Source organism: Sphingobacterium sp. UBA2480 (assembly GCF_002341965.1).
GTDB classification, from domain to species: domain Bacteria; phylum Bacteroidota; class Bacteroidia; order Sphingobacteriales; family Sphingobacteriaceae; genus Sphingobacterium; species Sphingobacterium multivorum.
The window spans coordinates 756027-778148 of sequence record NZ_DDPA01000001.1 but is presented as its reverse complement, the minus strand read 5'-3'; the positions used below and the strand labels follow the sequence as shown (position 1 = coordinate 778148).

General features: G+C 39.8%; 25 protein-coding genes. 9 read left to right on the top strand and 16 right to left on the bottom strand.

What is annotated here, in order from left to right:
• Window positions 1–2: 2 nt before the first annotated feature.
• Window positions 3–818, bottom strand: a complete 816-nt coding sequence (panB, locus tag B3600_RS03490) for a 3-methyl-2-oxobutanoate hydroxymethyltransferase (RefSeq protein ID WP_070561127.1) — start codon at window positions 816–818, stop codon at window positions 3–5.
• Window positions 819–901: 83 nt separating this feature from the next.
• Here panB and B3600_RS03485 point away from each other — a divergent pair, with 83 nt between their 5' ends.
• From B3600_RS03485 to B3600_RS03460, 6 genes are read left to right on the top strand one after another with little or no spacing between them, the layout of a single operon-like run.
• The gene (locus B3600_RS03485) at window positions 902–1645 is read left to right on the top strand and encodes an RluA family pseudouridine synthase (protein WP_286752077.1); all 744 of its coding nucleotides are present in this window, start codon (window positions 902–904) and stop codon (window positions 1643–1645) included.
• Window positions 1646–1660: 15 nt separating this feature from the next.
• Entirely contained in the window at window positions 1661–2254 is a 594-nt protein-coding gene (locus tag B3600_RS03480) for a TlpA family protein disulfide reductase (protein WP_286752076.1), read from the top strand.
• A 23-nt stretch (window positions 2255–2277) separates the two neighbouring features.
• Window positions 2278–3114 (top strand): orotidine-5'-phosphate decarboxylase, encoded by an 837-nt coding sequence (gene pyrF, locus B3600_RS03475; RefSeq protein WP_070561124.1) that lies wholly within the window; start codon window positions 2278–2280, stop codon window positions 3112–3114.
• A 42-nt stretch (window positions 3115–3156) separates the two neighbouring features.
• Window positions 3157–4707: a glutamine-hydrolyzing GMP synthase gene (guaA, locus tag B3600_RS03470; protein WP_046672899.1), complete on the top strand. Its 1551-nt coding sequence runs from the start codon at window positions 3157–3159 to the stop codon at window positions 4705–4707.
• Window positions 4664–5947 (top strand): ABC transporter substrate-binding protein, encoded by a 1284-nt coding sequence (locus tag B3600_RS03465; protein WP_286752075.1) that lies wholly within the window; start codon window positions 4664–4666, stop codon window positions 5945–5947. The genes guaA and B3600_RS03465 overlap by 44 nt, the downstream gene beginning before the upstream one ends.
• 7 nt (window positions 5948–5954) lie before the next feature.
• Window positions 5955–7130: an RsmB/NOP family class I SAM-dependent RNA methyltransferase gene (locus B3600_RS03460; RefSeq protein ID WP_286752074.1), complete on the top strand. Its 1176-nt coding sequence runs from the start codon at window positions 5955–5957 to the stop codon at window positions 7128–7130.
• Between the two features lie 77 nt (window positions 7131–7207).
• On the opposite strand, the gene B3600_RS03455 is transcribed toward B3600_RS03460, so the two are convergent.
• The gene (locus tag B3600_RS03455) at window positions 7208–7681 is read right to left on the bottom strand and encodes a universal stress protein (protein WP_046672897.1); all 474 of its coding nucleotides are present in this window, start codon (window positions 7679–7681) and stop codon (window positions 7208–7210) included.
• A gap of 73 nt (window positions 7682–7754) precedes the next feature.
• Here B3600_RS03455 and B3600_RS03450 point away from each other — a divergent pair, with 73 nt between their 5' ends.
• A complete protein-coding gene (locus B3600_RS03450; protein WP_286752073.1) occupies window positions 7755–8528 on the top strand; it encodes a C40 family peptidase in 774 nt (257 codons plus the stop codon).
• 69 nt (window positions 8529–8597) lie between these two features.
• On the opposite strand, the gene B3600_RS03445 is transcribed toward B3600_RS03450, so the two are convergent.
• The 6 genes from B3600_RS03445 to B3600_RS03420 all read right to left on the bottom strand — a co-directional run bounded on the left by B3600_RS03445 (window position 8598) and on the right by B3600_RS03420 (window position 13326).
• On the bottom strand, window positions 8598–9185 hold the full coding sequence (locus tag B3600_RS03445) for a porin family protein (protein WP_046672895.1): 588 nt from the start codon (window positions 9183–9185) through the stop codon (window positions 8598–8600).
• 314 nt (window positions 9186–9499) lie between these two features.
• On the bottom strand, window positions 9500–10654 hold the full coding sequence (gene dnaJ / locus B3600_RS03440; RefSeq protein WP_046672894.1) for a molecular chaperone DnaJ: 1155 nt from the start codon (window positions 10652–10654) through the stop codon (window positions 9500–9502).
• A 10-nt stretch (window positions 10655–10664) separates the two neighbouring features.
• A complete protein-coding gene (locus tag B3600_RS03435; protein WP_112376358.1) occupies window positions 10665–11216 on the bottom strand; it encodes a nucleotide exchange factor GrpE in 552 nt (183 codons plus the stop codon).
• A 151-nt stretch (window positions 11217–11367) separates the two neighbouring features.
• A complete protein-coding gene (locus tag B3600_RS03430; RefSeq protein ID WP_070561120.1) occupies window positions 11368–12048 on the bottom strand; it encodes a cell division ATP-binding protein FtsE in 681 nt (226 codons plus the stop codon).
• Between the two features lie 5 nt (window positions 12049–12053).
• Window positions 12054–12257: a fructose-6-phosphate aldolase gene (locus tag B3600_RS03425; RefSeq protein ID WP_070561119.1), complete on the bottom strand. Its 204-nt coding sequence runs from the start codon at window positions 12255–12257 to the stop codon at window positions 12054–12056.
• 55 nt (window positions 12258–12312) lie between these two features.
• Window positions 12313–13326 carry an acyl-CoA reductase gene (locus B3600_RS03420; protein ID WP_112376359.1) on the bottom strand — a complete coding sequence of 338 codons (1014 nt, stop codon included), beginning with the start codon at window positions 13324–13326 and terminating at the stop codon, window positions 12313–12315.
• Between the two features lie 156 nt (window positions 13327–13482).
• On the opposite strand from B3600_RS03420, the gene B3600_RS03415 reads away from it, so the two are divergent.
• Together B3600_RS03415 and B3600_RS03410 are read left to right on the top strand one after the other, a co-directional pair.
• Window positions 13483–13833: a 4Fe-4S dicluster domain-containing protein gene (locus B3600_RS03415; RefSeq protein WP_046672889.1), complete on the top strand. Its 351-nt coding sequence runs from the start codon at window positions 13483–13485 to the stop codon at window positions 13831–13833.
• Window positions 13834–14008: 175 nt separating this feature from the next.
• Window positions 14009–15445, top strand: a complete 1437-nt coding sequence (locus B3600_RS03410) for a dicarboxylate/amino acid:cation symporter (protein WP_070561117.1) — start codon at window positions 14009–14011, stop codon at window positions 15443–15445.
• 203 nt (window positions 15446–15648) lie between these two features.
• Here B3600_RS03410 and B3600_RS03405 read toward each other — a convergent pair whose 3' ends face one another.
• The 8 genes from B3600_RS03405 to B3600_RS03370 form a co-directional block, all read right to left on the bottom strand.
• Window positions 15649–16068, bottom strand: a complete 420-nt coding sequence (locus B3600_RS03405) for a YchJ family protein (protein ID WP_070561116.1) — start codon at window positions 16066–16068, stop codon at window positions 15649–15651.
• The gene (metQ, locus tag B3600_RS03400) at window positions 16046–16858 is read right to left on the bottom strand and encodes a methionine ABC transporter substrate-binding lipoprotein MetQ (RefSeq protein WP_286752072.1); all 813 of its coding nucleotides are present in this window, start codon (window positions 16856–16858) and stop codon (window positions 16046–16048) included. The genes B3600_RS03405 and metQ overlap by 23 nt, the downstream gene beginning before the upstream one ends.
• Before the next feature lie 15 nt (window positions 16859–16873).
• Window positions 16874–17527: a methionine ABC transporter permease MetI gene (metI, locus tag B3600_RS03395; RefSeq protein WP_046672885.1), complete on the bottom strand. Its 654-nt coding sequence runs from the start codon at window positions 17525–17527 to the stop codon at window positions 16874–16876.
• Window positions 17520–18539, bottom strand: a complete 1020-nt coding sequence (locus B3600_RS03390; protein WP_286752071.1) for a methionine ABC transporter ATP-binding protein — start codon at window positions 18537–18539, stop codon at window positions 17520–17522. Before B3600_RS03390 ends, metI begins: the two co-directional genes overlap by 8 nt.
• 149 nt (window positions 18540–18688) lie before the next feature.
• The gene (locus B3600_RS03385; protein ID WP_204991113.1) at window positions 18689–19549 is read right to left on the bottom strand and encodes a fumarylacetoacetate hydrolase family protein; all 861 of its coding nucleotides are present in this window, start codon (window positions 19547–19549) and stop codon (window positions 18689–18691) included.
• Between the two features lie 58 nt (window positions 19550–19607).
• Window positions 19608–20540, bottom strand: a complete 933-nt coding sequence (locus tag B3600_RS03380; RefSeq protein WP_286752070.1) for a TIGR01777 family oxidoreductase — start codon at window positions 20538–20540, stop codon at window positions 19608–19610.
• A gap of 177 nt (window positions 20541–20717) precedes the next feature.
• Window positions 20718–21554, bottom strand: a complete 837-nt coding sequence (locus tag B3600_RS03375) for a DUF3347 domain-containing protein (RefSeq protein WP_070561111.1) — start codon at window positions 21552–21554, stop codon at window positions 20718–20720.
• Window positions 21555–21621: 67 nt separating this feature from the next.
• Window positions 21622–21993: a hypothetical protein gene (locus B3600_RS03370; protein WP_112376367.1), complete on the bottom strand. Its 372-nt coding sequence runs from the start codon at window positions 21991–21993 to the stop codon at window positions 21622–21624.
• Between the last annotated feature and the right edge of the window lie 129 nt (window positions 21994–22122).

Sequence of the window (22122 nt, the reverse complement as noted above, 5' to 3'; positions counted from 1 at the left end):
TTCTAATATTGTTCGTCTTCGTTCGGATACTGTACCGCTTTTACTTCGGCCACATAATGAGCTACTGCAGTTGTGATCTGTTCGTGCAAATTAGCGAAATGACGCATAAATTTTGGTTTGAAATCAGCATTCATACCCAGCATATCGTTAACCACAAGGACTTGTCCATCGCAATCCGGTCCAGCTCCAATACCAACTGTTGGAATCACCAATTTTTCGGTAACTGTTTTAGCTAATTTTGCAGGTATCTTTTCCAAAACAATGGCAAAACAGCCCGCCTCCTGTAAAGCGAGGGCATCGTCTATTAATTTAGCGGCTTCTTGTTCTTCTTTCGCCCGCACACCAAAATTTCCAAATTTATTGATGGATTGGGGAGTCAAGCCCAGGTGTCCACATACAGGGATGCCTCCGGCAATGATTTTTTTGATGTTTTCGATGATTTCAAGACCTCCTTCTAGTTTCAATGCGTGCGCACCTGATTCTTTCATCATGCGTACAGCTGCATTGTAGGCCTCATTGGCGGAGCCCTGATAAGATCCAAATGGCAAATCTGCCAATACCATGGCACGTTCGGTACCTCTAGCAACGGCAGCGGCATGGTAGATCATATTATCTAGGGTGATAGGCAAGGTAGTTTCGTAGCCAGCGAATACGTTAGCAGCAGAATCTCCAATTAAAATAACGTCAACACCGGCTTGATCGACCATTTTGGCCATGGAGTAATCATAGCTTGTAAGCATAGAAATCTTTTCCTGACGTTCTTTCATGGCTTGCAGCATTGCTGTGCTTACTCGTTTCATTTCTTTGTTTACAGACATCTTAACTTATATTGTGTGTTCAAAAGTAAGCTTTTTATCATACATTGACCAATATTCTGCCTTGTGTTTTGTATTTTTGCAGAATGATACAAAATGAGACTCGTCTATTTAAATTCCCCAAATTTTCAGAATTAATCATCCATGAGGATGAAAATTTGATCGTTATCAATAAACCGCCGTTTGTCGCTTCGTTAGATGAACGTGAGGGAGGGGAGGTCAATATTCTTCGTTTGGCGAAGAAATATCATCCTGATGCACAGGTGTGCCACCGCCTGGATAAAGAGACCTCGGGTATTTTACTAATTGCAAAAAATCCAGAAACATACCGTACAATCTCCATTGCATTTGAAAAAAGAAAAGTGAATAAGATTTATCATGCGGTCATAGGAGGTACACATACTTTTCAGGACTTGCTTGTCGATTTACCCATTTTGAACCAGGGCAATAAAAACGTATCTATTGACCGTGCAAACGGTAAACCGGCCGAGACCATCTTCAATTCGATCAAATACTATAAGAATTATACTTTGGTGGAATGTAAACCTATTACAGGACGTATGCACCAAATCCGTATTCACCTCGCGACACAACATGCCGCTATCGTGGGGGATGACATGTATCGCGGTAAACCTGTGTATTTGTCCCAAATTAAGAAAAGGGGATATACATTGTCCAAAGATGAAGAGGAGCAGCCTATTATAAAACGTTTTGCACTCCATTCAAAACAGGTTGAATTTGAGTTGAATGGAGTTAAGATGGCTTTTGAGGCACCTTATCCAAAGGATTTTGCGACCTTATTGAAGCTGTTGGATAAGTTCGATGCTTAATACCGGGATTGCCTAATGAGTCCAAAGACAAGAAACATCATCGGAAACGTTGTATTTGTACTGCTCATCGGTTTGTTGATCTGGCCAACAAGTAGAAGTTATTTTCAGCAATTTTTAATGAAACTGGGTTTTTTCAACCCTAAACTGGAGCTTGTTTCAGCTACTAAAGAATCCGACAGGCGGGCTCCAGAGGCTTCATTCAATCATGTCTCCTTTGTCAATTCGCGGGGAGAAACAATCGAGGTGGCGGATCTGAAGGGAAAAGTGGTCTTTATTAATTTTTGGGCAACCTGGTGTGCTCCCTGTCGTGCCGAAATGCCTTCGATCAATGTACTCTATGAGCGGTATAAAGATGACCCAAATATGGTGTTTTTAATTGTGGAGATTGAAGGCGACAGGGCTAAGGCTGAGGCTTTCATGAAAGAACAGCAGTTGACCCTGCCAATTAGTTTTCCAAATAGTGATATTCCAAAAGAATGGCTCTCGGGACCGATTCCATCAACGGTGATATTGGACAAAGCGGGTAAGATCGCGACACGGCATGAAGGTATGGCGGATTATTCAAGTCCGGATGTAGGCAAATTTATGCAAGATTTAATCAATAAATAATTTTTAAGATCTCTAAATATAGTATGACAAGAGCAGAACTTATTCATCAAATAAAAGCGAAACGCTCATTTCTATGTGTCGGACTCGATACAGACCTCACCAAAATCCCGGAGCATCTTTTAGATGATGAGGATCCGATCTATAGCTTCAATAAGGCCATCATAGATGCAACAGCTGATTTATGTGTTGCCTATAAGCCTAATATTGCGTTTTATGAATGTTATGGTATTAAAGGCTGGCAGTCGCTTCAAAGAACCTGGGCAGCGTTGCCAAAGGATTGTTTCAGTATTGCTGACGCAAAAAGGGGCGATATCGGTAATACGTCGGGACGTTATGCGATGGCATTTTTTGATGAAAAGACGTCTGGACTTGGATTTGATAGTATTACTATCGCACCTTATATGGGGAAGGACTCGGTGACACCATTTTTGGATTTTAACGATAAATGGGCAATCGTACTTGCGTTGACATCGAATGAAGGTAGCCTGGACTTTCAAAATTTTGAAAACAAAGAAGGATTGCAATTGTTCGAACAGGTGATCGATAAAGTCAATACTTGGGGTACACCTGATAATTTGATGTATGTGGTCGGAGCAACACGTGGGGAGGGCTTTATTAAAATTAGAGAACATGCACCAGATCATTTTTTATTGGTTCCAGGAGTGGGGGCACAAGGCGGCTCGCTTGAAGATGTTTGTAAATTTGGTATGAACAAAGATTGCGGGCTTTTAGTAAACAGCACAAGGGGAATTATCTATGCCTCAAACGGACGTGATTTCGCTGAAAGGGCACGGGAGGAAGCGCTGATTCTACAGAAAGAAATGGAAGTAGAACTATTAAAAGCAGGCATTATTTCCTGATTTGACATTTAATAATTCATTCGTAATACTTACCTTTGCAGCATGCCAGAAAAAATTATAATTCTAGACTTCGGGTCTCAATACACACAGTTAATCGCTAGACGTGTCAGAGAACTAAATGTGTATTGTGAGATACACCCGTTCAATAAATTGCCAGATTTTGACGATACCGTAAAAGGTGTTATCTTTTCGGGAAGTCCTTATTCTGTTAGACAAGAAGATGCACCGCAAATTGATTTTGTTGCTATTCAGGATCGTTTCCCACTTTTAGGAGTTTGTTACGGAGCGCAATACATTGCTCAAAAATCAGGAGGTGAAGTGTTGCCATCTGAAATTCGTGAATATGGTCGTGCAAATCTGCAGTTTGTCAATAGCGAGAATGAATTATTGGCAGGAGTACCCATTCAATCGCAGGTATGGATGTCACATGGAGACACCATCAAAGAAGTTCCTGCAAATTTTGATATTATTGCAAGTACGGATAAAGTGCGCGTTGCAGCTTATCAAGTAAAAGGCACCCGTACCTATGGTATACAATTCCATCCGGAAGTAACACACAGTACAGATGGTGCTATCTTATTAAAAAACTTTGTTGTAAACATTTGTGGTTGTGCACAGGATTGGACACCAGACGCATTTGTTGAAACAACAGTATCCGCTTTGAAAGAACAATTGGGTGACGATCACGTTATCATGGCTTTGTCAGGGGGCGTAGATTCGACAGTAGCAGCGGTATTGTTGCACCAAGCAATTGGAAAAAATTTACATTGTATTTTCGTAGATCATGGTCTGCTTCGTAAAGATGAATACGAGCAGGTATTGGATTCTTACAAAAATATGGGGTTAAATATTAAAGGAATAAATGCCAAGGATTTATTTTATGGTAGATTAGCTGGGATCTCTGAACCAGAAGAGAAACGCAAAATCATTGGTAATTCATTTATTGATGTTTTTGATGAAGCTGCAAAAGAAATCCAAAAGGAATTACCTGAGGGAATTGAAGCGAAATGGTTGGGACAAGGCACAATTTACCCCGATATTATCGAGTCGGTTTCAGTGAAAGGACCTTCAGCAACAATCAAATCACACCATAACGTTGGTGGTTTACCTGATTTTATGAAATTGAAAGTCGTAGAACCACTTAAAACGTTGTTTAAAGATGAAGTAAGAAGAGTAGGAAAAGCTTTAGAAGTGGATCAGGCAATTTTAGGCAGACATCCCTTCCCTGGACCAGGTTTGGCAATTCGTATTTTAGGTGATATTACGCCTGAGCGTGTACGTATTGTACAAGAGGCTGATGCGATCTTTATCAATAACCTGAAGGAAGCTGGCTGGTACGATAAAGTATGGCAAGCTGGTACAATTTTCTTGCCAGTGCGTTCTGTAGGCGTGATGGGTGACGAGCGTACTTACGAGCATGTTGTTAGCTTACGTGCAGTTGGTTCTCTTGATGGAATGACTGCGGATTGGATACATTTACCATATGACCTGTTGGCAAAAATTTCAAATGAAATTATCAACCATGTGAAAGGAATAAACAGAGTTGTATATGATATCAGTTCAAAACCGCCCGCTACAATTGAGTGGGAATAAAATATGGGTTGCGGCACTTGTAGCATTATGCCTTGCAAGCTGTACAACCAAAAAAAGCACAGTATTGCGTTCGCCTTCCTCTGGTCAAGGCGAACAGCAAACTGCTGTGACTAAACCGGCCGTTGACAAAGAGACGACGATTGCCAAAGTGGGCGATGTGCAAAATGTCAATGGGCACGCCGTGAAGAATAATCGAATAGCACTACTATTGCCATTTGAGTTAAGTGGTATTGCCGGTACAATTACAAAAGAAGATGTGGAGCGTTCTTCCCTGGCACTTGATTTTTATCAGGGGTTTCAGTTGGGCCTTGACAAAATTGCCAAAGAGGGCGCTTTATTTGATTTACAAGTAATTGATTCTCGAGACAATGTTGCCTATAATGCGACCTTGGGGACAGCGGTCAATGTGAAGGATGCCGTACTTGTGGTGGGCCCGGTGTATCCACGTGAGATAAAAAGCTTTGGGCAAACATTTGCAAATAAGAATGTGCTGCAAGTTTCTCCCTTGGCGGCTACTATGGCTTCTGAATTTAGCTTACCTAATTTGGTTTCCATAACACCTTCTATTCGAACACATTCCGAGACATTGGCGAAATATGTTGCTGATCAATACTATACGGGTGATCAAATATTAGTATACGATGCCGGTGACGATGAAAGCAAACAGTTTCTAGTCAATTTTGTTAGCGAAATTTCAAAAGCTAATGCGCAAGCAAAAGTGAAAACGGTTTATAATCTTGCTGAACTGGATAATAGTCTTGTCTTGACCGGTTCAAATCATATTGTAAGTGGTACAGCCAATAAGAATCTTGTTAAAGCTTTATTGGATAAGATGGACGAACGCTTTTTGAATCCAGGTAATCAATTTAAGTTGTATGGACATCCAAACATGGCCAAGCTTTCGTATGAGAATTTCGAAAATATGGATTTTTATGGACTTACTATTACTTCTTCCAACTTGGTGAATGAGAGTGATAGTGATACCCGTAAATTTATTGGAAATTATAAATCGGCTTATAAAGTGGACCCGTCTGAGTTTTCTTATAAAGGTTATGACGCGGCGTTGTATTTCGGTCGACTGATCCACAAATATGGCGTAGATTATGTTAGCCGGATGACGCAGGATAAGTTTTCGGGATTGAATAGCGATTACAAATTTGAGTTTTATCCAAAATGGGGCTATGCCAATAGAGCTTTGGGTATAATGGTTTATCACAACAAAAAATTTGAAAGAAAATAATCTTTGAATGGCGGAATTCAGTGAAAGACGTGTTCATCAGCAAATACGTAATTTTGAGCGGGCAATGGATGGTTTTGAAGCGGATCAACCCTTTTCGCGTTATTTGACTACTTTTTTTAAGCTGAATAAGCAAATGGGATCATCCGATCGCAAGGCTACTTCCCGTTTATGTTATAATTATTTTCGTCTGGGAACGGCAGCTTCGCAGCTGTCACAACAGCGTAGATTGGTGCTTGCGGAATTCCTGTGTGAACACGAAAGCCCCTTGGTGGCTCTTTTTGAGCCTTCGTACAGCGATAAGATCCAGCAACCACTGAAGGACAAAATTGCATTTCTGGAATCAGAAGGCGTTTTTAACCTGAATGACCTCTTTCCATTTACGGATCATATTTCTGATGAGATCGACATGGTACAATTTTTAGAGAGCCAGTTGATCCAGCCTTATTTATATATTCGGGTGAAACGCGGAAAGACAAAAGTCGTGTGCGCTATTTTGGGTAACAATCAGATTCCTTATTCCATGATTGGCGATCAGACTATTGCCTTGAATAATGGAACATCTTTGCAGCGATTTGATGTGTTGGATGGGATGATAGAAGTGCAGGATCTTTCTTCACAGCGCACGTTGGATTATATGGATCCAGCTGAAAAGGAATCCTGGTGGGATGCGTGTGCAGCTTCTGGTGGCAAATCTCTCTTATTGATGGATGATTGTCCGACTGTCAATCTTTTGGTATCCGATGTTCGCATGAGTATTCTCCGAAATCTCGATGAACGTTTTGACCGTGCCGGAATAAAGCATTACCGAAAGAAAATACTCGATCTTACCAAGGATACCTTTGCAATTCTTGGGAGCGAACGATTTGATGGGGTGTTATTGGATGCGCCTTGTACAGGATCGGGGACTTGGGGGCGTACACCAGAAATGATTAGACAGTTTCGGGCTGCTAAGATTGGCGAATTCAATGCACTACAAAAAAATATTGCAAGTAATGTAGTAGGACATGTTAAAGTGGGCAAGCCTTTGATTTATATAACCTGCTCCATTTTTAAAGCGGAAAATGAAGATGTTGTCAATTACATTGTGGATAATTTTGGTTTTGAAATCGAACGCATGGACTATTTGAAAGGTTATGAAGAGAAAGCGGATAGTATGTTTGTGGCGCGATTGATTAAAAGGTAATTTTCAGAAGCAATAAAAGCAAAAGGCTATTTTTTCATTGGAAAAAATAGCCTTTTATATGTAGAAATCATTTAGTATCAGTCACATTTACTGGGAATAACGAGCACAGGGCAAGTTGATTTGCGAATGACTGACTCGGATACGGAACCAGAAATGAAATGGTCAAAGCCAGTCCGTCCATTGGTCCCCATAATAATAAGATCGGCGGACCACTCATGGGATGCCGCCAGAATTTCTTCTTTAATGGATCCGATTCGATTAAAAAGATATACTTCGCCTGCACCTGTAAACTCGCGGCTTATTTTCTCAAGGTATTTTTGTGCATTATCCTGTTCCATTTCCGATACTTCCGGAACAATGATAGGTTGCTGACCTAATAGCGGATCCGCGCCAAAGTTGGCCGGAGAAGTAGGGGGAACAACAGTGACAAGCGCTATAGAGGCTCCAAATACTGCGGCCATTTCTTTGGCATATAGTATCGCCTTCTCTGAGCATGGTTCGTCGTCGACAGCGACGAGTATCCTTTTGAATTTTGAGTTTGTATTGTCCATTTCTACTATAATTAATTTATCTTCGTCATATAATATATAATCACATTTTTGACGATTTTGTTTTGTTTAGCATATGAAATATGGTATTTGTACACTAGCTCTCGTTCCGTTACGTTCAGAACAGGCACACCGCAGTGAAATGGTTTCTCAGGTATTGTTTGGAGAACTTTTTGAGATCCTTGATGAACAGGCTGATTGGACCTCAATACGTCTATTGGAAACGGACTATTTGGGTTGGATTCAAAACGGACAGTTTCAGGAACTAAACGACTTGGATAGGCAACATTATCTGAGTGGAAAACCTACTATCGTTGGACGGGAGGGTGGAGTTCTTTTTACCGATACAACACAATTTCAGCTCTGTCATGGTACCAAGCTTTATCTAAATACAGGGAATACCTTCAATTTATCGCCATTGACATTAACGTATCAAGGTAGTATCAATACCTTTACCAGAGAGCAATTTGAAACCGAGGTGGTGCGATTGGCCTTAAGTTATAATGACGTTCCTTATCTATGGGGTGGACGTTCACAATGGGGAATTGATTGCTCCGGTTTCTCCCAATTGATTTATCGTTGCTTTGACCTTTCCTTACCTCGCGATGCTTACCAGCAGGCGGAGATGGGGCAGACAGTGGATTTTGTTTCGGAAATACGGGTAGGGGATTTGGCTTTTTTCGATAACGCCGAAGGAAGGATTACCCATGTAGGGATTATGCTGGATCGCGATACGATTATTCACGCTTCAGCGAAAGTGCGTGTCGATCGGATGGATACGGAGGGTATTTTTAATGCTGAACAGAACCGTTACACACACAAACTCCGGATTGTTAAACGGTATTATTAGTAACAATTTTGACAGGAGAAAAAGGCTATAAGTAATTATAGCCTTTCCTATTGTTAAATTCCGTACTGACTAGAAGTGGAATTGTACACCTAAAGTTGGCGCTAATGAGTTAACGTTCAGACCAAATGTATTTACTGCAACGTCATTCGTTTTATCTTTATTGTAGTTGTAATATAAACCTCTGACTTTTAGTTCGATACCGATTTTGCTTGTCGGGAAGTAAGCTAAACCTGGAGCTAGTTCCACACCATATGATTCGAATTTATTTTTTGTCTCTACGTTATTTACTTCAGTTGTGGTTGTACCCCACGCCATTGGAACTGACAATTGAGCAAAGAATCTTACAGGGCCATTTGCAGAATACTTTCTAGCGAAAGGTGATACCTGAAAAGCATCGTTTTTAACGCTATTATCTTTACTTGTTTCAGTTTTTCCCCAGTTGTAACCAATTCCAGTACCAATTGCCAAGTTGTCGCTTACAAAGTAACCAACTGTTGGGTTAATTGAGAATGAATTATTTTTATGATCAGTATCTTTCACTTTTGATGTTTCGAAGCCAAGTTGACCACCAACCATAATTTTTCCTTGTTCAGTTTGCGCTTGTGCTGCTATTGTTAAACCTGCAATGGCAGTCAATGTTAGTAAAACTTTTTTCATGTCTTTTTTATTTAAAATAGTTTGTTCTAATAAGCCAGTAAATACTTCCTGACTTTTTAAATTTGTTAGTCAAATATCGAAATCTTATTTTAATTTTTTGTCACTAGATTGTCTAGATGTTTTGCCATTATGGTAATTGATAGTGGTTCAGCGCGTTAAAATTTAGTGTATTTTTATTTTTATCGTTTCTATTTAACGATAATGATATTGGCCTGACTTTTTGTTTTTAATTGTCAATTTCAAGTAAGAAGATAAAAAAAAGCCATTTGTCAACAGCGGACAAATGGCTTTTTTTTGTATTTGAAAGACCGATTTTAATCGAAATATTCTTTGATTCGCTCGAAGAATGATTTTTCACTTTTACCTGGTTGAGGTTTAAAGTTTGGTGATTCTTTCAGTTTGTTCAATAATTCTTTTTCTTCGTTAGACACAGCTTTTGGTGTCCAGATATTAACGTATACAAGTTGGTCCCCTTTGTGATAAGAGTTGACTTCGGGAATACCTTTTCCTTTTAACCGTAAAATTTTACCGCCTTGTGTACCGGGCTCAATTTTGATCTTCGCTTTTCCATCTATTGTAGGAACTTCCACGCTAGTGCCTAAGGTCGCATCTACGAAATTAATGTATAGATCATAGATTACATTTAGTCCGTCGCGTTTTAGACTTTCGTGTGGTACTTCTTCGATCAGGATAATTAAATCTCCTGGGACGCCGCCACGCGGAGCAGCATTTCCTTTTCCACTCATGGAAAGTTGCATGCCTTCACTTACACCCGCAGGAATATTGATCGCAATTGTTTCCTCACCGCGTTCGAGTCCTTCACCTCTACAAGTTGTACATTTTGCTGTGATTTCAACACCTTCACCATTACACGTAGGGCAAGTGCTTGTTGTTTGCATTTGTCCTAAGATGGTATTTGTTACTCTTCGAACTGATCCTGATCCGCCACAGGTTTTACAGGTATGGAACGAAGATTTATCTTTAGCACCAGATCCGTCACAAGAATGACAGACCACTTGTTTGTTGACCTTTACCTTTTTCTCGACGCCTTTGGCAATTTCTTCGAGTGTTAATTTAACTTTTATGCGTAAGTTGCTTCCGCGAGCTACCCGACGGCCGCCACGCTGGCCACCGCCACCGCCAAAGAAACTTTCAAATGGATGTCCTCCACCAAAGATATCACCAAATTGGCTGAATATGTCTTCCATATTCATACCGCCGCCACCGCCAAAACCACCACTTGCAGAATTACCGGCATGGCCAAATTGGTCATAACGTTGACGTTTTTGTGGATTGCTCAAGATATCGTATGCCTCAGCAGCTTCCTTAAACTGTTCTTCAGCTTCATGATCACCAGGATTTTTATCCGGATGGTATTTTATCGCTAATTTGCGATATGCTGATTTAATCTCCTTCTCGTCCGCTGACCGCGAGACACCAAGTATATCGTAATAATCTCTTTTTGACATCGTCTTAATATTATTGACCTATAACTACCTTTGCGTGACGGATCACTTTGTCACCTAGGTAGTACCCCTTTTCGATCACGTCAACTACTTTATTCTTTAATTCTGCTGTGGGTGCAGGAATTGCTGTGATAGCCTCTTGTAATTCAGGATCGAAGGCTTGGCCTATGGTATCCATTTCCTTTAACCCCAATTGCGACAACGTTTGTCTGAATTTGTTGTTAACAATATCCATTCCTGTTTTTACAGATTCAACATCTGTCGCTGTTTCCATGGCTGTTAACGCTCTGTCAAAATCATCTAGTGTAGGTAATAGCTTACTGATGACATCTTTTCCTGCTGATTGAATCAATTCAACACGTTCTTTGCTTGTACGTTTTCTATAATTGTCAAATTCAGCAGAAAGACGAATGTATTTATCCTTTGCCTCTGCCAATTCTGCAGCCAATTTCTCTTCAGTAGACAGTTCTTCTGCTATATTATCAGCAGGCTGTTCCTGTTGTTCAGAAGAATTTGTTTCTACTGGATCTTGACCTTCATCGTAATAATTATCTTGCTCATTCATATCTTCAATGCTAAAATTAGATTCAAAAATTTACTCTATGCTTCGTTTGTCAAAGTTTTTGCCAAACAATAAAATTCCGACAGCTTGTCAGATTTTATTAAAAAAGCCTAACAATTTGTCGGAATCTTATTTTTATATGTCAGTTTTCTGTCTAGATACTGACATTGTCCTGTAATACCCCATCAGTAGTTTTGATGATGCGGGATGGCATATTACGGATAATGGTATAATCGTGTGTTGCCATTAAAATAGCCGTTCCGGAATTGGCAATGTCACGCAATAATAAGACGATTTCTTCTGATGTCGCAGGATCTAAGTTACCGGTCGGCTCATCTGCCAGAATAATTTCAGGATTATTTAGTAATGCGCGGGCAATTACAATGCGTTGTTGCTCACCACCAGAAAGCTCATGTGGCATTTTCTTAAGTTTGGAACGAAGCCCAACTTTTTCCAATACATCCAATATCCGGCTATCGATCATTTTCTTATCTTTCCAGCCTGTTGCTTTCAGTGCAAATTCGAGGTTTTTCTCGATGCTTCTATCGGATAAAAGATGGAAGTCCTGGAATACAATACCCAATTTTCTACGCAGGTAGGGAACATCATTTTCGTGCAGCTTTTTAAGATCAAAGCCCGCAATCATTCCCTCACCATTGCCGATGTATAAATCGCCGTAAATGATTTTTAGTAAACTACTTTTTCCACTGCCGGACTGGCCGATAAGATAAATAAACTCTCCTTTACCAATGTTTAAATTGACATTGGACAATACCAAATGTTTTTGTTGGAAGATATCAACGTTTTTTAATGTAATGACTTTATTTTCAATCATGGAAGCTAAAATTCTAATTTTTTAATTTGCCCAAAAGGCATTTCTTTAACCAGTTGCATGATATATTCTGCCTTTTCTCCTAATCCAATCTTATCAAGTGATTTATCTGGGCGGTCGACTCTAAAATATGCCAGCAAGGTGAAGGCATCATCTCTTAATTGAACATAATCAGGGATTTTGGCGACACCTTTTACTTTAATGATATACATAATTTCAAAGTTAGTATTTTTAATGCAATTTATTTACTATGAATTTAAAGGAAGCTTATTGGTTTGCGAATAAAAAATCCAATGTATTCACGCCGTCAGCAAAATCATCCAAAGCAGGGCATTGGCTCTCTCCAAAACGAAATACTGGCGAGGGCACATTTAAAGCTATTTCTGATACAACACATTGGATATTTTCTTGCGCTAATTGGAGTTTATTTTCAACTTCAGCCAGTGTTTCGTATGTTTCATAATAAACTACAGCAAGGGGAGAAGCTGTGCGCTCATCCTCCTTTAGCAATAAAAATCCATTATCAAAATGCTTGTCGCCGTTGATCAGATAGATGGATTTGTTGTAGTCGTAATTGTTATTATATTTAAAATGTTCCGTCACGTTGTTAAACGCAGCGATACCTTCGAAGAAGTGTGCTATTGGATAATCTTTTGGAATGAATAACTTTGATACAGAGCGACAGCCTAACCCAAAATAATCAAAGATGTCATGTCCCAGTGATTCAAGCTGGTCGGGAGATTCTTGTCCACCGATGATGGCAACACTATTTCTATTGCGACGAATAATATGTGGTTTGGTTCCAAAATAATAGTCAAAATAACGCGAGCTATTGTTGGAACCTGTTGCTATAACCAGATCGAAATCTTTTAGTTTGTCAACAATTTCAAAGGCATCGGTAAAGGACGGGTCAATTTGTTTAAGGAGGCGGAGCACATAACTTGTCAATCCTGCGTCGTCCGATGAGACTTTGATTTTGGCTCTAAAGCCACTGATCAGTACCGATAGCATATCATGGAAGCCAACCAAGGGGATATTGCCGGCCAGAATTAATCCTACAATTTTCGTTGAATTTAGATCTGGATAAGGAGCCAACCAGTGATTCAGCTTTTCTATTGTCAGATTGGCAGCAATGGCTTGAATGGCACGTTCAACATTTTGAGGCGTATACCAGGGGTTTTTATGTTGGGCGAATTGAATGATTTGAATCAAATCATCAGGTCGCTCTTGCAGCCGCTCGCCTAATTTTACAAATGCATTTATTCGTTGTTGCTTTGTCAAAATATTAAAATTTTAAAAGATGAATACACAAATTTGTATTATATTTGTGCTGTTAACATTAATCAACGTGAATCAACTAGCCTTATTGTTCAATCAGACTTTGTTTCATATTGATAATGCAAAAATAGTTTATTTATCATAATTGTGAGGTTATAAATGGCGATTAAAATTACAGACGAATGCATTAACTGTGGTGCTTGCGAACCGGAATGCCCAAATAATGCAATATACGATGCTGGTGTAACTTGGAAATTCTCAGATGGGACGGCTTTGGATGGGGTTATTGATTTTGGCGATGGTGTTACACTGGATGCCAACGAGTCTCAAGAAGCGATCTCTAATGAAGTCTATTATATTGTTTCAGATAAATGTACGGAATGTGTAGGTTTCCACGATGAGCCTCAATGTGCAGCGGTTTGCCCTGTAGATTGTTGTGTGGATGACGAAGATGTACGTGAATCGAACGATGAGCTATTAGCGAAAAAAGCTTGGTTACACGCGGAATAAATTTAGTGTTCCGTTAAAATATAAGGCAGGATAAGAAATTTTCCTGCCTTTTTTGTGCCTTTCTATTTTGGCGAAATCGATATTTTGTTGTGAATCTTGGCTATTTGGAATAATAATATTTGCAAAAGCATAGTATTTTTTTATTTTTGTTCTTTTGACCATTAAAATCTTTTAAATGTTAAAAACCAAAATAGGGTTGATAACCCTAATCACAGTTACATTAGCTTGTATCATTGCTGTATTATACGAATTTGATGTTGTAGGCTTTTCGCATGAATTTCTAATGGCTGTCCGTTGGATAGTTGCTACCGTTTTGGTTGTAAATGCGCTCTTTAAGAAAAATTTGACCACTTGGATTTTGACCTGTATGATTATGGGGATATTTGTCGGGTTGGATTTTCCAAATCTAGCGATTTCCCTGCAACCTTTGAGTAAAGGTTTTATCAAGTTAGTCAAGACGATTGTGGGACCGATTCTCTTTGCTACGCTTGTATATGGAATTGCAGGGCATTCTGATTTGAAACAGGTGGGACGTATGGCATGGAAATCGATGCTTTATTTCTTTTGCGCAACGACATGTGCTATTTTTATTGGTTTAGGTGCTATAAACCTGACTCGAGCAGGAGTGGGCGTTGATGTTGCACATATGCCACATGAAGAACTCCCTGCGCCGAAGGAAAGTATGGATGAGCATATCCTTAAAACCCTTCCGGACCATGTGCATCCTGTATACAAGTTCACTTCTTTTATACGCGACTTGTTTCCTGAAAATATTGTCAAATCTGTAGCGGATAACCAAGTTTTACAGATTGTTGTATTTTCAATTTTGTTCGGGATTGGCCTGGCAATGGTCGATGAGAAAAAGCGTAAACCCTTGGTTGATTTTACCGAAAGTATGTCTGAAACGATGTTTAAGTTTACGAACATGATTATGTACTTTGCGCCTATCGGGGTTGGTGCTGCCATGGCTTACACTGTGGGGCATCTCGGTGTCGATATCCTTAAGAATCTTTTCATGCTTTTAGCGACGCTGTATTTTGCTTTAGTATGCTTTTTATGCTTGGTATTGCTTCCTGTAGCTTTGTATTTAAAGATACCTGTTAAACGTTTTATAAATGCGATTAAGGAACCTGTTTCCATTGCATTTGCCACTACAAGTTCAGATGCGGCATTACCGAAAGCAATGAGCGCAATGGAGAAATTTGGTGTGCCACGTAAGATTGTTTCGTTTGTCATTCCGACAGGATATAGTTTTAACTTGGATGGTACTTCACTCTATTTATCATTGGCTGCCATCTTTGTCGCTCAGGCGGCTGGTATCCATTTGTCGTTTGGACATCAATTGATGATTGCATTTACATTGATGATCACCTCCAAAGGTGTTGCTGCTGTCCCAAGGGCTTCATTAATTATTTTGATTGCGACAGCGGATCAGTTTGGTTTACCAACATTTGTCATTGCTGCAATTTTAGGTATCGATGAACTCATGGATATGGCGCGTACCTCTGTCAATGTGATCGGAAATTGTTTAGCAACCGTTGTTGTTGCTAAATGGGAGGGTGAGTTTGATGAAGAAGCTCCTTATCGCGAAGATACTGAACAGGCGATCTAATAGAAATAACTAACGAATATTCGTTGCAGAAAAGCAGTCTTGACATCCCCGTTGAGACTGCTTTTTTATGAGCAAAAATAAGGACTTAGTTGAAAACACATTTTATTTCATAGAAGAGAATTTTTATGGAACGGAAAGCTGCTTGCAAGCTGTTGTTGATAGTCTGGTATGCTTTCCAATGGCTTGCAAGCAAACTATTTATATCAGCGCCCGTCAACGTAGTACCATAAATCACCTTGTTTTTTGAAGGTAGACTTTTCATGGTGAATATGAACTTCCATCTGTGGATCCAGATAATGTGCTTCAAACTCGACCGTATGGAGTGTAGATTTCAGGATCGCGAGTTGCATCCATTTATTGTCCCGCGCCCATTGCCCAATGGCCTGTTTATTTTGGAACCGTCGTGTCGAGGGGTGAAATGTATCGTATAGGAAATCGATCTGTTGTGTCACAAAAGCACTATAACGTGCACGCATCAATGCCTCTGCTGTGGTTGCTTTGGCATGGAAACGATGAATTTGTTGGCAGCATTCTCCAAAGGTATTGCCAGAGCCACAGGGGCATAATTGATCTGATGCTATCACTTGTATTTTAAAAATTTTACCAGCCTTTAATGGCGCCATTCTTGAAGACTTTTTTTGCGGTAGCTTCCACTTCAGGTGACTGATACGCTTGAATAAACTGCTGCACCTTTTCATCGTTTTTATTATCCGAACGGGCAACAATCAGATTAACGTAAGGTGATTCTTTGTCTTCTGTGAATAAGCCTTGTTTTTCGGGATCCAACCCAGCCTGAGCGGCGAAACTATTGTTGATGATGGCAATTGTAACCTGAGGATCATCCAGAACGCGCGGCAACTGTGGTGCCTCCATCTCAATGATTTTAATCTGCTTAGGGTTGCTTACTATATCTGTTACTTTAGGCTGTATGCCTACATTTTCTTTTATGCCGATAATGCCCTCGCGTTGGAGAAGTAAAAGTGAGCGGCCACCATTGGTAGGATCATTGGGGATGGCAATACTGGCGCCAGGCTGTAACTCGGTGATGCTTTTTATTTTTTTAGAATAGGCAACGATCGGAAATACAAATGTGTTTCCGACGATGGTTAACTTTGTAAAACCGCGTTGTTTGGATTGTTCCTGTAAATAAGGCTGATGCTGAAATACATTTACATCGATATCTCCTTGATTTAGGGCTTCATTGGGCACAACATAGTCGTTGAAAGCTACCAACTCCACATCAAGATTGAACTTTTCTTTTGCAACCTTCTTAGCCGTTTCTGCAAGCTCCTTTTCTGGTCCGGATACCACACCGACTTTAAGGGTATTCTCTTTCTTTTCGCTGTTGTTGCATGCCACAATCGATACGAGACTGAAGGCTAAGATTGCAAATGCATAGTTCAATTTTTTCATATGATATAATTTATGTTAACGATGGTTTACTTTTTTTGAGATGTAGTCTCCTGTATACTGTAACAGGAATACGATTAAAATTAATAAAATTAGAACAGAATTCATGATAAAAGTATCATATCCGACATAACCATACTGATAACCAATCTGTCCAAGTCCACCGGCACCTACAGCGCCACCCATCGCGGAGTATCCAACAAGTGTGATCAACGTAATTGTTGCATTGTTTACCAGCGAGGGGAGAGCCTCAGGAAGTAAAACTTTGAAAATTACCTGTTGGGCATTTGCTCCCATTGCTCTTGAGGCCTCAATCAGGCCATTTGGAATTTCTAGAAGACTATTTTCCACAAGTCTTGCAATAAAGGGAGCTGCACCTATACTCAAGGGAACCAATGCTGCGGCCATACCAATAGATGTTCCGACAAGGTTGCGTGTAAACGGAATCATCCATACGATAAGTATAATAAAGGGGATAGACCTAAACACATTCACCAGCAATGAAACAAGTTGGTGCATGGCTTTGTTTTCGAGCAGTTGATGTTTGCGGGTCAAGAACAGGTAAATCCCGAGTGGAAGACCCAGTACAAAACCAAAGAAACCTGATAAGAAAGTCATGGTTAGGGTTTCTAAAGTACCCGATAGCAGAAGATTAAATACCTGATCAGACATAGCCTAAGATTTTAGTTTGTGAATGCTTTTCTTTTAAGAAAGATAGACTATGCATAACATTTTCTTTTTCACCCGATAGTTCGGCTAATATAACACCAAATTTCATTTCGCCAATATAATCTATTTGAGCGGTGATGATATTTGTCTTGACTTGAAATTGTTGTTCCAAATGTTGTATAAATGGGATGGATTCTTCATTTGAAGTTAGATAGATTTCTACGAGTGGGTTTCCAGCGCTTTTCAAGCGTTCCTGAAAACTTAGTGGAATTTCAACTTCAAGTGAAGACTGAATAAAGTTTTTGGTTGTTGTTTCCTGAGGATTGGCGAATATTGATTCTACCGGACCAGTTTCAATCAATTTTCCGTGGTCTAATACGGCAACCTGATCGCAAATACTTTTTATAACATCCATCTCGTGCGTAATCAATAATATCGTAAGATCAAGCTGCTTATTGATTTTTTTTAGCAGTTTGAGGATAGATTTTGTGGTCGCTGGATCTAAGGCACTTGTAGCCTCATCGCAAAGTAGAATGTAAGGATCATTGGCTAATGCACGCGCGATGGCAACGCGTTGTTTTTGGCCTCCTGAAAGATTTGCAGGGTACACGTCGGCTTTGTCTTCCAACCCAACCAAACGTAATAGCTCCAACACTTTTCCGCTGATAAATTCTTTCGATTTGCCCTCAAGTTCGAGCGGGAAGGATATGTTTCCATAAACTGTTCGTGATGACAGCAAGTTGAAGTGTTGGAAAATCATACCAATTTTCCGTCTTTTTAACATAAGATCACTGGCAGGCAGCGACATCAAGTCGTTGTTTTCTATAATTACATGACCACTGTCTGGCCTTTCCAAAAGGTTGACGCAACGAATCAAAGTACTTTTACCCGCTCCGGAAGCGCCTATTACACCAAAAATTTCACCTTTTGCAATAGACAGTGAGACGTCTTTTAAAGCATCAATACGTGTCGCTTTTACCGCAAAAGATTTGGATATGTTGTTTAGTTGAATCATTGACCCTGTAGGGATTTAGCAATTTTAGTTGGACAAATGGATGATGTTGATATAAATGTACACAAATGCCGGGGATAAAATAAAATCAAGTGAAAGAAAATGGGCTCTTTCAGACTGAAAAAGAATGAAAGAACCCAGATATCTATTTTTTATAAACCTTGATAAGCTGAAATCACTTGTTTTGCCGATCCAAGTCCATCAATACCATATTCGATGACATCGCCATCTTTCAGGAATCTTTGTGGAGATTTGCCCATGCCAGATCCGGCAGGCGATCCTGTGGAAATGATATCGCCTGGAAGTAAGCTCATAAAGTGACTTAAATAAGAGATCAATTTGGGCACACGATAGATAAAATCACTTGTATTGCCGTCTTGCATGATTTCACCATTGAGTTTAAGCCATATTCTTAAGTTATCGATATCTGTGATTTCATCTTTGGTTGCTATAAACGGACCAATAGGGGCGAAAGTGTCACATCCTTTACCTTTGTCCCAGGTTCCGCCACGCTCGATTTGAAATTCACGCTCTGTCACATCGTTGTGTAGCACGTAGCCAAACACATGGTCCAAAGCTTCTTCTTCAGTAACATAAGAAGCTTTTTTTCCTATTACAATGGCAAATTCGGTTTCCCAATCAGATTTTACAGAGAACTTCGGAAGGGTAATTCCATCAAAAGGGCCATTGAATGCAGATACAGATTTCATAAATACAATAGGCTCGGAAGCTTGTTGTAATTTGGTCTCTTTGACGTGATCATCGAAATTAAGTCCTACACAAAGTATTTTGGAAGGAGCTTCCAATGGTGTACCAATACGCTCGTCGTCGGCTATCTCTTTAAGCTTGTCGCCTTTTTCAATTATATATGCTTGAAGTCTTTCCAAATTTGCAATATCCGCAAAGAAATCGCGGTTATATTGAAAATTTCCTTCCGAAACATCATATTTCTTTTCGTTTAAAATGACTCCCGCTTTTTCGGAGCCCTTTGCGCCATATCTAAAAATCTTCATAAGCCGCAAATATACGGATTTTGTCCCAAAAAGGGCGGAAATTAACGCGAATTAACAATTAATCGATATGTAAATTATCTATACAATTATTGTCCAAAAGGGGATATTTAAAAGGGAATTTCTCCTGAACAATCTTTTTGTTGCTCACCCATGTCCCATTGAGTACCATTTCCTCTCCTTTTTTTCCGAGCATCAGCTTAATCATCAGTGATGGGACTGGGAGGGGTATGTAGAATGGACCGTATTGACGTTTCGCTATTCTTTTGGTAAACTCGGCAAGCGGAAGCGGTTCAGACGAGCAGGCATTATAAATCCCGGCTATGGTATTATTTTGTATACCAAATAACAGCATGCGGCAGAGATCATCCATATGGATCCAGCTGAGCATCTGTTTGCCAGAACCCAATATCGGAACTGAACGGAAGGGTAGGAAGCGTCCGATTTCTTTTAGCATTCCCTGATCCTTACTGATAACGACTCCAAAACGGAAGACAACGAGTCTTTTTCCCAGTGTTTCAATAGGTTTTACGCTTCCTTCCCAGAGGTTGCAAACCCAGGATAGAAAATTGCCCCCTTGTGGGTCTCCTTCTGTAAAAGGTCTTTTTTGGTAGGGATCGTCAGTTCCATACCAGCCTATAGCGGAGGCAGATATAACTGCTTTTACCTGATTAGGTAGTTGTTTAAGACTTTGGTAGAGCAGTTTCCCACTTTCGACCCGGCTGGCGATAATTTCTTGCTGATATGTTTTTGTCCAGCGTTTGGCATTGAGGTTTGCGCCTGCCAGGTTGATGATATAATCGGCCTCCTGAATTGATTTGGCATCTATCTCTTGCTTATAGGGATCCCAGTGTACGTATCTGACATTCGGCTGTGCGGGATGGGATTTCGGATTTCTAGTAAAAATAATAACTTCATAGAAATTGGCAACCAATAGTTTTGTTAAATGAAGACCTATAGCTCCGGCACCACCTGTAATAATTACTTTTTCCATGAATCGAACCTTGTTTTATAATATACGCATATTGTCATTTAAGCGAACCTATTTCTGCTGATATTAAATATACTATTTTGGTTTATAAAAAATCGATCATTGCGGCAGCAATTACAAAAAAAGGTTTATCTCCCGACGAGATAAACCTTTTAAGAGTCGATTAACTGACGTTATTTGTTAAAGCGTTTGAATTGTGCTACCACAGGTTAGCATCTTTGCGCCATAGTAAGGATTTTTGATTTCTTTATGACGGCTTAACCAAGTGGCACCTTTACCTTTATTGAACATCGGGCACTTTTGATAATAAACAGCAGAAGATGGTTTTGAGTTTTTGGACAAACTATAGATATCTTCTGACAAAATTGCGAAGGATTCTCGTTGTTTGCTGATATCCTTGGCCTGTTGTAGGCTCTTTACAATGGCTTTGAGTGATGCTGTTTTGGTTTTCCAGACGTCCTGTTCCGCTTGCGTTAGATCAGCAGTTTTGACCTTGGCGATAGCATCGGCAAGATCGTTTGCGAGGCCTGCAGCTCGTTTACCATCCGCTGCTACAAGCGCATCTTTAAGCAGAAAATATTGGTCATAGATCTTTTGAAAATTGCTTGCGTTGCTGATGTTATCTACTGAAGCTACCGCTGCAATGGTTGCATCTTGGGGGGCGTCTGAAGCTGGAGGAGCTAAATTCCTTTCGTATTGACAGCAAGTGTGTAGCTTAGCATAGGTGTCTTCGGCAGCAAGGTATTTTTCATTGTCGTAGCCTGCTCCAGCGATACTTTTCAATACAGCATCTAAGGACGTTTTCTTTGCATCATAGGCTATTGTCGCTGTTTGGTTGTCTTCATTCCATTCAACTTTAGCCTGAGCGGCGGCTCCTGCATTTTCTATTGTTTTTTTACACATACCGCAGTTCCCGGCAATTTTAACATTGTTGTTCACGGTGTTGTTGTCTTGTGCATAGTTTGTCAAAGAGGATAGCACTAAAGCCCCTGTTATGATATAGTGTTGGATTTTCATAAGATTGGATAAAAGAATATATAAAAATAAGTAATCAAAAATGATTGATAAATGATCAATACGAGAATTAACTTATTTTTGGCGGAACCCAGGGACAGAAATATCCTTCAGAAATAAATGTTGGCGCTATGGGTTTATAATTTTTTTTGATGGCTATACCGCAAAGCTCATGACCTTTTTCAAGAGGGTTGGAAATTGCCAAAATCGTACAACTATAAGCACATTGACAATTACAATTTTTACAGGCTTTATGATGTTTACAGAAAGCCTTTTTTTTGGAAGATTTAAATTTTGCACAACAATGGTCCTTTTTGTCAGTGGTAGCATCATCTTGGGTGTGACTGCTGTGTGCATTCATTTTATGGCAGGCAAAAGCGCCGGGTGCACTTAACAGAAAACCTAAGGTTAAAAAAAGTAGTATAAGTCGCTTAATTGCCATGTCAGTTCAAATATAGTCGTTTTGGGCAGAATCTGCTTCCTTTTTAACTTTTTTTGGCATTAAGGACTTTTTTATTCGCTCCATGTTATTTGGGTTCTGAGGGCCGAATAACATGGAGCGACGTTTGGA